Annotated in this window: 11 protein-coding genes; 8 read left to right on the top strand and 3 right to left on the bottom strand. The window is 60.0% G+C overall.

Annotated elements, in window-relative coordinates; genetic code table 11:
* The 4 genes from Q0M35_RS15120 to Q0M35_RS15135 all read left to right on the top strand — a co-directional run.
* Positions 1-240: redoxin domain-containing protein (locus Q0M35_RS15120; protein WP_295316755.1), on the top strand; the 240-nt coding region annotated here is incomplete at its 5' end.
* Entirely contained in the window at positions 237-1,046 is an 810-nt protein-coding gene (locus Q0M35_RS15125) for a ferritin-like domain-containing protein (protein WP_295316757.1), read from the top strand. The genes Q0M35_RS15120 and Q0M35_RS15125, both read left to right, overlap by 4 nt.
* A gap of 177 nt (positions 1,047-1,223) precedes the next feature.
* Entirely contained in the window at positions 1,224-2,561 is a 1,338-nt protein-coding gene (locus Q0M35_RS15130; protein WP_295316760.1) for a M23 family metallopeptidase, read from the top strand.
* A complete protein-coding gene (locus Q0M35_RS15135; RefSeq protein ID WP_295316761.1) occupies positions 2,551-3,048 on the top strand; it encodes a polymer-forming cytoskeletal protein in 498 nt (165 codons plus the stop codon). Before Q0M35_RS15130 ends, Q0M35_RS15135 begins: the two co-directional genes overlap by 11 nt.
* Positions 3,049-3,100: 52 nt before the next feature.
* Here the strand turns inward: Q0M35_RS15135 and Q0M35_RS15140 are convergent, their stop codons facing one another.
* The 3 genes from Q0M35_RS15140 to Q0M35_RS15150 all read right to left on the bottom strand — a co-directional run bounded on the left by Q0M35_RS15140 (position 3,101) and on the right by Q0M35_RS15150 (position 5,113).
* On the bottom strand, positions 3,101-3,823 hold the full coding sequence (locus Q0M35_RS15140; RefSeq protein ID WP_295316763.1) for a DUF1194 domain-containing protein: 723 nt from the start codon (positions 3,821-3,823) through the stop codon (positions 3,101-3,103).
* A gap of 245 nt (positions 3,824-4,068) precedes the next feature.
* Positions 4,069-4,614 carry a peptidylprolyl isomerase gene (locus tag Q0M35_RS15145; RefSeq protein WP_295316765.1) on the bottom strand — a complete coding sequence of 182 codons (546 nt, stop codon included), beginning with the start codon at positions 4,612-4,614 and terminating at the stop codon, positions 4,069-4,071.
* The gene (locus Q0M35_RS15150) at positions 4,607-5,113 is read right to left on the bottom strand and encodes a peptidylprolyl isomerase (protein WP_169640707.1); all 507 of its coding nucleotides are present in this window, start codon (positions 5,111-5,113) and stop codon (positions 4,607-4,609) included. Before Q0M35_RS15150 ends, Q0M35_RS15145 begins: the two co-directional genes overlap by 8 nt.
* Positions 5,114-5,242: 129 nt before the next feature.
* On the opposite strand from Q0M35_RS15150, the gene Q0M35_RS15155 reads away from it, so the two are divergent.
* From Q0M35_RS15155 to Q0M35_RS15170, 4 genes are all read left to right on the top strand, one after another.
* Positions 5,243-6,427, top strand: coding sequence for a phosphoglycerate kinase (locus tag Q0M35_RS15155; protein WP_295316767.1), 1,185 nt, complete (start codon positions 5,243-5,245; stop codon positions 6,425-6,427).
* A gap of 127 nt (positions 6,428-6,554) precedes the next feature.
* A complete protein-coding gene (locus Q0M35_RS15160; RefSeq protein ID WP_295316769.1) occupies positions 6,555-6,854 on the top strand; it encodes a septum formation initiator family protein in 300 nt (99 codons plus the stop codon).
* A 130-nt stretch (positions 6,855-6,984) separates the two neighbouring features.
* Positions 6,985-7,995 carry a pyruvate dehydrogenase (acetyl-transferring) E1 component subunit alpha gene (gene pdhA, locus Q0M35_RS15165; protein ID WP_169640710.1) on the top strand — a complete coding sequence of 337 codons (1,011 nt, stop codon included), beginning with the start codon at positions 6,985-6,987 and terminating at the stop codon, positions 7,993-7,995.
* Positions 7,996-7,998: 3 nt separating this feature from the next.
* A partial coding sequence (locus Q0M35_RS15170; protein ID WP_295316772.1) for a pyruvate dehydrogenase complex E1 component subunit beta occupies positions 7,999-9,020 on the top strand: 1,022 nt, incomplete at its 3' end.

A 9,020-nucleotide genomic window follows, 5' to 3' on the forward strand; every position in this document is an offset into this window, starting at 1 on the left:
AGCCATGAGAAATTCACGACCAAGCGAGACCTCACCGTTCCCCTGTTGTCGGATGAGAATGGCACGGTCTGCGAGGACTACGGTGTGTGGAAAGAGAAGAACATGTACGGCAAGAAGTACATGGGCATCGAGCGCACCACTTTTCTGATCGCCGGCGACGGCACGGTTGCGCGGATCTGGAACAAGGTCAAAGTGCCCGGGCATGTCGAAGAGGTTCTCGAAGCGGTGCGCGCCTTGTGAAGTCACTCGCTGAGATGGCGGTGGATGTGCTGACCACCGCCGACGGGCGCGAAAAGACGGCTTTGTCACGTCAGTATGCGGCCCTCTGGCAGGCGGCCAGAGATGCCGGCGAAATACCGGCGATCGGGCGGGCTGACCCGCCGCTGCATCCCGCGCGCCCGGCTGCCCCCGAACTGCTGAGCCCGCGTGACGTGCCCAGACGTCGCCCCGGCACACCCGAGGGGCGCATCGCCCTGCTCCACGCTGTGGCGCATATAGAGCTTAATGCCGTTGATCTGCACTGGGATATTATTGCCCGGTTCGCGCATGTGAAAATGCCCGCGGGTTTCTATGACGACTGGGTGAAAGCTGCGGATGAAGAATCCAAACATTTCAATCTGATGTGCACCTGCCTTGAAGAAGAAGGCAGCCATTACGGGGCGCTTCCGGCCCATGCAGGCATGTGGCGCGCGGCAGAGGATACGGTCGATGACTTTATGGGGCGGCTCGCAGTTGTGCCCATGGTGCTTGAAGCGCGCGGCCTGGATGTGACCCCGGGGATGATCGGGGTTTTTCGACGCGCTGGCGCAGCGTCTGCTGTAGCCGCGCTTGAAACGATCTATGCCGAAGAGGTCTCCCATGTGGCCTATGGATCAAAGTGGTTTCACTTTCTCTGCGGGCGCCATGACGAGGACCCCAAAGAGCGCTTCCACGCGCTTGTCACCCGCTATTTCCACGGACCTCTGAAGCCTCCCTTTAATGAGGAGAAACGCGCGGAGGCGGGAATTCCTCCCGATTTCTACTGGCCGCTGACAGACGAAATCTGAGGCCAGTGCCCTGAAAATCGGCGGCTTTTTGCCAGTTTACGCCTTTTCAACGGATGGTTGCGGGGCTGATATTCATAGACGCTTGCTCCGCGAGACCCGCTTCACTATGCACGACGACGGAGACGTTAAGGGTTCGGGGGACCCTTTTTCTGAACGAAACGGAACAGGGAGAGCCGCGTGCGGACACGACTGGCCATCAGAATTCATGCGGCACTTGAGCACGCCTTTCCCGAACGACGCGTCTTTCTTAAATCTGACCAGGACACCCGTTTTATCCGCCTGAAGCCCGAGACACAGCTCGTGGCCTATGCCGGTGGCGCAGCACTGGTCGCATGGGCAATTATCGCCACTGCCATCCTGCTGATGGACAATCTCGGTGCCGGAAATTTCCGCGAACAGGCCCGACGCGACCAGACAAACTATCTGGCACGGCTGAACGATCTGTCGGACCAGCGAGACCGCCGCACCGCCGAAGCGCTCGCGGCACAGGAACGCTTCAATGCCGCCCTCGATCAGATCTCGGTCATGCAATCGCAGTTGCTGGAATCGGAGACCCGCCGGCACGAGCTTGAGACCGGCATCGAAGTGATCCAGACCGCCCTGCGCGGAACGATGAAAGAACGCGAAGAGGCGCGCCGCGCACTCTCCGATCTGATCGAGAAAGCCGGCGACGAGGACGGGGTTGTTCTGGCCTCGGCACCTGCCGCGTCAGACAGTGCGCCCGTCGATTTTCTCGCCGATGCCCTCGCGCGCACTGCAGCAGAGCGAGATCAGGTGGTGGCCGATGCGCAGGAAGCGCTGCGCCATGCCGATGATCTCGCCTTTGAAATCGCGCTCATGAAAGAAGACAACGACCAGATCTTCCGCAAACTTGAAGAAGCGATGACCATATCCGTCGAGCCGCTCGACAAGATGTTCCGCGAGGCGGGGCTGCCGACCGATCGTATCCTTGATCAGGTCAGGCGCGGGTATTCCGGACAGGGCGGTCCGCTGACGCCGCTGTCGTTCTCAAGCCGCGGCGAAGAGGTATCGCCTGATTTTCTCAGGGCAAACCGTCTGCTGGGGCAGATGGATACACTTAATCTCTACCGGATCGCGGCCGAAAAAGCGCCCTTTGCGCTGCCGGTCAAACGCGCCTTCCGGTTTACAAGTGATTACGGCTTTCGCCGCGACCCGAAAACAGGTGGCCGGCGGATGCACAAAGGCGTGGATTTCGCGGCGCCGGCCGGCACTGACCTGCACGCAACGGCCGACGGCGTGGTCATCCAGGCCGGATGGCAGTCCGGCTATGGCAGGCTGGTCAAAATACAGCATGAATTCGGAATTGAGACGCGATATGCGCATCTGTCGAAAATACGCGTCAAAGTTGGGCAAAGGGTCTCGCGCGGCGATCATATCGGTGATATGGGTGCTTCCGGACGGGTGACCGGCGTGCATTTGCACTATGAGGTACGCGTAGGTGGGAAAGCTGTGAACCCAATGATCTATATCAAGGCTGCAAAAGATGTTTTCTAAGAGCAAAATCAACGAACCGGGGCCCAAGCAGGGCGAATCCGAAACACCGAAACCCGCATCGACTTCAGCGCCGGCGACGCCTTCGCCCAGCGAGTTCAAGGCATCGGCGCCCAAGCCCAAGCCGCCCGCTTCCGTGCTGTCGTCCGATCTGCACGTGACCGGTAACATGAAAACCAATGGTGACATTCAGGTCGAAGGCACCGTTGAAGGCGACATCCGCGCGCATCTGCTGACCATCGGTGAGACCGCCACGATCAAGGGCGAGGTTGTTGCCGATGATGTGGTTGTGAACGGCCGGATCGTCGGGCGCGTCCGCGGGCTTAAGGTGCGTCTGACCTCTACCGCACGGGTCGAAGGCGACATCATCCACAAGACAATCGCCATCGAGAGCGGCGCGCATTTTGAAGGTTCTGTGCAGCGTCAGGACGATCCGCTGAACCCCGGTGCAAAGACGACACCGGCAGCCAAGCCAAACCCCGCCTCCTGAGCACATCAGAAACCAAATGAGTACGCCGCCCCCGGGGCGGCGTCTCGCGTTTTCAGGGTGTATCCGCGGCGATCTGAATATCGCTTTCAGGCATCTTGCCGGAGATTTCCAGCACCAGTTTGCGACGCACGGTTTCGGCAAACTGAGCCCGTCCTTCAGCGGTAACCATGAACGCACCCGGCCCGCCGATGATCCGGTTGGTATATTCCTCTTCGAGATTCGCACCGGCACGGCGCCCGTCTTCGGGCCTGAGGATCGGCAGAGCGTTGATCGTGATCCCTGCGGCCAGAACCTCAGCGCGCGCGTCCTCTATCGTTGGCCCCGACGAGTTACGGATGCTGTCCCCGGAGAAATCGATAACAGCACGCGGCGCATAGATGTCGTTGCCCTCAATCAGCCGCTTGCCTTCCAGCAGCGCTGTGCCGATTGCGTTACTGCCATAGGCCTGGCGCGGAGGACCGGTGAGAGCGTCTGCAAAAACGCGCGCGGTTTCGGGCCCGTCAACGATTGTCCAGTCCACGACGACGGCGGTGTTGGTGGCCCATTCAACATAGATCACCGCGACGTTGCCATAGAGCGAGGTCTGAATGGCTGCGATCACGCGCGGATCGGTGATGGCGAGCGCATAGCCCTGACGCTGAAAAGCCAGTTCGTCAGGATCAATGGAGCCGGATGCATCAGCAAGCAGCACAAGCTCAAGCCCGACCTCACGCTGAGTCTGCGCCGCGAGCGGCGTGGCGATCAGTGCCAGCAGGAAACTGAATAATCGTATCATAAGAAAAAAGTAGCACGGCTTACGCTCCGGACAATTCCGTATGCATCGCGACCAGCCAATGCGGGTGGCACAGCCGGCCCTGTGCCATAAATTCAGGCAGGGTAAGTGGGTGCGACGCTGCACTTCAAAGCCGATCCGGAAAGGAGCGTCTGACGCCCCTGAGATCCCGGGCATCCGGGATGATATGAATGAAAAAGGGCGCGCCCGGCAGCGCGCCCCTTCATCCCGTTACCCTGGTTGCCGGCTCATTCGGTGACGCGGACCGTCTGCATCACATCAGGGGCACCGATAACGGCACCGTTTGGCCCCTCGCCGCGCTTGATTGTATCAAGCACATCAAGCCCTTCGGTCACCTTGCCCACAACCGTGTACTGGCCATTGAGAAAGTGGCCATCAGCGAACATGATAAAGAACTGACTGTTGGCGCTGTCGGGATCCTGAGCGCGCGCCATGCCGACGACGCCCCGGTCAAAGGGTACCTCGGAGAACTCAGCAGGCAGATCCGGCCCCTCGGAGGCACCGGTGCCCGCCCGGCGCATGTCTCCGCCGAGCTTGCCGTACTGCACATCACCTGTCTGCGCCATGAAACCTTCGATCACACGATGGAAGACCACATCGTTATAGGCGCCCTCCCCGGCCAGCGTCGTTATCCGCTCCACATGCTGTGGCGCCACCGTCTCAAACAGATCGATCACAATCGTCCCGCTGGCCTCACCGGCCACATCAATCTCAAGCCCGGTCGCCATCGCGGGACCCGCCATCATCATCGCACCGGCAATATACTTAAGCATCCGCAGCAACCTTCACCGAGATCATCCGGTCGGGCTCGGCAGGCGGCTCGCCACGCGCAATCGCGTCAACATGCTCCATGCCCGAAATCACCTGACCGTAGACCGTGTACTGACCGTTAAGAAAATCGTTGTCCTTGAAGTTGATAAAGAACTGGCTGTTGGCACTGTCAGGGTTCTGCGACCGCGCAGCACCAATGGAACCGCGCGCGTGCGGGATCTTGGAGAACTCCGCCGGCACATTCGGCAGGTCAGACCCGCCGGTGCCGGCCATGCGCAGGTTGAACCCGTCTTCCATATCGCCGTGCTGCACATCGCCGGTCTGGGCCATGAAGCCTTCGATCACGCGGTGGAATGCGACGTTGTCATAATGGCCGGCCCGCGCGAGTTCTTTCATGCGCTCGGTGTGTTTCGGGGCCACATCGGGCAACAACTGGACGGTCACGGTGCCGCCTTTCAGCTCGATCAGAATGGTGTTTTCGGGATCTTTTATGTCGGCCATCTGGCCCTCCTGCTTAAATCTTCTGGCAGATTACCTAAGCCCTGACGCCCGGAATGCCAAGCCGGAGCATTGACCCGGGCGCGGATAAGCGCAAAACATCGCCGGGCGGAATGTATTAAGGAGTGGAAAATGGCCTGGAAGACGCTCGACGACATGGATCTCAGCGGCAAAACAGTGCTGGTACGCGTGGATATAAACGTCCCCGTCGAGAACGGCCGTGTGACCGACACCACCCGGATCGACCGGATCGTGCCGACCATCCGCGACATTCTTGCCGCTGGCGGGCTGCCGGTGATGCTGGCTCATTTTGGTCGCCCGAAAGGGCAGTTTGTACCTGAAATGTCGCTGCGGGTAACAGTCCCGGCGCTGGAAAAGGCACTGGGCCGGGAGATCACCTTTATCGAGCGGCCGGATGCAGCAATCATTGCGGCGCTGCCCGAGGGATCTGTAGCCCTCGTTGAAAACACCCGTTTTGCGGCCGGCGAAGAGGCCAATGATCCGGCAATGGCGCAGTTTCTTGCCAGTCTCGGCGATATCTACTGCAACGATGCATTTTCCGCCGCGCACCGCGCGCATGCCTCGACCGAAGGGGTGGCCCATCTGCTGCCCTCCTGTGCAGGACGCCTGATGCAGGCGGAATTGTCGGCGCTTGAGGCCGCTCTTTCGGCGCCCGAACGCCCGGTGGGCGCGGTTGTGGGGGGGGCCAAGGTGTCGACGAAAATCGCCCTGCTCGAAAACCTGGTGGGGCGACTTGATCTGCTGGTGATAGGCGGAGGTATGGCCAATACCTTCCTCGCCGCACAGGGCGCAAAACTCGGCGCCTCCCTGCAGGAGCCCGACTATATGGACACCGCCCGTGCGATCATGGTGCAGGCCGAAAAGAGCGGTTGCCGTGTTTTGTTGCCGTCAGACGGGCTTGTGGCCCGCGCCTTTGAGGCCGGCGCTGATCACGAGGTCGTGGCGCTGGGTCCTGACACGGTGCTCGACGATGATCAGATGGTGCTTGATGCAGGACCTGACAGCGTCAAAGCCGTGGCCGCAGCCTTTGAGGATCTCAAAACACTGATCTGGAACGGGCCGATGGGCGCCTTCGAGATCCCGCCTTTTGATCAGGCGACCAATGCCGCTGCTGCCGATGCCGCTGCGCGCACCAGAGCTGGCACGCTGATTTCCGTGGCAGGTGGCGGCGATACCGTCGCCGCACTCAACCAGGCCGGCGTTTCGGAAGACTTTACTTATATTTCGACAGCCGGCGGTGCGTTTCTGGAGTGGATGGAAGGAAAAACACTTCCGGGCGTTGCCGCACTCGGCTGAGGGGCAGGACAATGCCGTAATGCCTCTGAATTTGCGGTATTTTCCTGAAAAAAGGATTCACAGAGCAGCCTGTCTGTGTCATAGTTTCGTCATGCCCGCTAAGAGGCAGCCACGAGGCAGACAGCAGATGACCCGCACCACACGCCCCGCTCTGGGACCGTTCGTGTTCTTCACGCTCGCGCTCGGGCTGGGCACGTATTTTACCTTTGCCGCCGTCCAGGGCGATTTCGGACTGTTCCGGCGCGCCGAGATTGATGCAGATGCGGAAGTGCTGCGCCGACAGCTCGCCGGGGTTAGCGCCGAGGTTGTGCGTATGGAAAATCTCACGCACCGGCTGTCAGATGATTATCTCGACCTTGATCTGCTGGATGAGCAGGCCCGCCGCGTCCTCGGACGCATCCGCGCCGACGAGATCGTCATCCGCTGAGGCGCGCCGGCCCGCTTGCGGGCAGCGCGTCAGAATGACCCTCGCATCTCCGTCCCGAATCCGATAAACATTAGTTTAATACTAAACTATCTGCCCGGCGCGCCGGGTGCTGTAATGGAGGATCGCCCGTATGGCCACCCGCAAGGCTGCGAAGAAACCGAATGTTTCAGCCGAAGAGCTGAAGACCTATTACCGCGATATGTTGCTGATCAGGCGGTTTGAGGAAAAAGCCGGTCAGCTTTACGGAATGGGGCTCATCGGCGGTTTCTGCCACCTCTACATCGGTCAGGAAGCGGTCGTTGTGGGTCTTGAGGCAGCGGCGGAAGAAGGCGACAAACGCATCACCTCTTATCGTGACCACGGCCATATGCTGGCCTGCGGCATGGACCCCAACGGCGTGATGGCCGAGCTGACGGGCCGTGAGGGCGGCTATTCCAAGGGCAAGGGCGGCTCCATGCATATGTTCTCCAAAGAGAAGCATTTCTACGGCGGCCACGGCATCGTCGCAGCCCAGGTGCCGCTGGGGGCGGGCCTTGCCTTTGCGGATAAATATCTGGAGAACGACCGGGTGACCTTTACCTATTTCGGCGATGGTGCAGCAAACCAGGGCCAGGTCTATGAAGCCTATAACATGGCCGAACTGTGGAACCTGCCGGTGGTTTTTGTGATTGAAAACAACCAGTATGCCATGGGGACTTCGACCAAACGCTCAACCCATTCCCCCTCTTACTGGGAGCGCGGGGCGGCCTACGGAATCAAGGGCGAAGAAGTCGACGGTATGGATGTGCTCGCGGTAAAAGCGGCCGGCGAGAAAGCCGTTGCGGTCTGTCGCGCGGGCGAAGGCCCCTACATCCTTGAGGTGAAAACCTACCGCTATCGCGGTCATTCCATGTCCGATCCCGCAAAATACAGGACCAGGGAAGAAGTACAGAAGATGCGCGACGAACGCGATCCTATTGAGGCCGTGCGTTCCATGCTCCTGACCGGCAAGCACGCCACCGAAGAGGACCTCAAAGCCATCGACAAAGAGATCAAGGATATTGTGAACAACAGCGCCGAGTTTGCCAAAGAGAGCCCTGAGCCGGCGCTCGAAGAGCTCTGGACCGATATCTACGCAACCGAAGTTCCGCAGGAGGCCTGATCCATGGCAACAGAAATTCTAATGCCCGCGCTCTCGCCGACTATGGAAGAAGGCACGCTTGCAAAATGGCTGGTCAAAGAGGGAGATACCGTCTCCTCCGGCGACATTATGGCCGAGATTGAAACCGATAAAGCCACGATGGAATTCGAAGCCGTCGACGAAGGCACCATCGGCAGGATCCTTATTGAGGAAGGCACTGAAGGCGTTAAGGTGAATACCGCCATCGCTATCCTGCTGGAGGAAGGCGAGAGTGCTGATGATATCGACCTAAGCGCCCCAGGGGCACCGGAGGCTGCACCCGCAGCCGACGCGGACAACGAAGAGGCCCCGAAGGTGGCCGCTGAGGCGTCCGCACCTGCCGCGCCGCAATCAGACACCTCCCCCGACTGGCCCGAAGGCACCACGCTGAAACAACAGACGGTGCGTGAAGCGCTGCGCGACGGCATGGCCGAAGAGATGCGCCGCGACGACACCGTTTTTCTGATGGGCGAAGAGGTCGCCGAATACCAGGGCGCCTACAAGATCTCTCAGGGCATGCTGGATGAGTTCGGCGCCAAACGCGTGATCGACACGCCGATCACTGAGCACGGCTTTGCCGGCATCGGCGTCGGTGCGGCTTTTGGCGGCCTGCGCCCGATCGTCGAGTTCATGACTTTCAACTTCGCGATGCAGGCCATTGACCACATTATCAATTCGGCAGCAAAAACGCTCTATATGTCGGGCGGTCAGATGGGTGCGCCGATGGTTTTCCGCGGTCCCAACGGGGCGGCGGCCCGGGTCGGTGCACAACACAGCCAGGACTATGCCGCCTGGTACATGCAGGTGCCGGGTCTGCGCGTCGTGATGCCCTACTCAGCCTCTGACTACAAAGGGCTGATGAAAACAGCAATCCGCGATCCGAATCCAGTCATCTTCCTCGAAAACGAGATCCTGTACGGGCGCACCTTCGATGTTCCTGAGATGGAAGATTACACTGTCCCCTTTGGCAAAGCACGGATCTGGCGAGAAGGCGAGGACGTGACCAT

It is taken from the genome of Roseobacter sp., from assembly GCF_024639605.1.
Lineage (GTDB): Bacteria > Pseudomonadota > Alphaproteobacteria > Rhodobacterales > Rhodobacteraceae > Roseobacter.

Excerpts from the sequence above, each read along its gene's own strand:
- Q0M35_RS15135 (WP_295316761.1), top strand. The coding sequence starts at position 2,551 with ATGTTTTCTAAGAGCAAAATCAACGAACCGGGGCCCAAGCAGGGCGAA.
- Q0M35_RS15140 (WP_295316763.1), bottom strand. The coding sequence starts at position 3,823 with ATGATACGATTATTCAGTTTCCTGCTGGCACTGATCGCCACGCCGCTC.
- Q0M35_RS15145 (WP_295316765.1), bottom strand. The coding sequence starts at position 4,614 with ATGCTTAAGTATATTGCCGGTGCGATGATGATGGCGGGTCCCGCGATG.
- Q0M35_RS15150 (WP_169640707.1), bottom strand. The coding sequence starts at position 5,113 with ATGGCCGACATAAAAGATCCCGAAAACACCATTCTGATCGAGCTGAAA.
- Q0M35_RS15155 (WP_295316767.1), top strand. The coding sequence starts at position 5,243 with ATGGCCTGGAAGACGCTCGACGACATGGATCTCAGCGGCAAAACAGTG.
- Q0M35_RS15160 (WP_295316769.1), top strand. The coding sequence starts at position 6,555 with ATGACCCGCACCACACGCCCCGCTCTGGGACCGTTCGTGTTCTTCACG.
- pdhA (WP_169640710.1), top strand. The coding sequence starts at position 6,985 with ATGGCCACCCGCAAGGCTGCGAAGAAACCGAATGTTTCAGCCGAAGAG.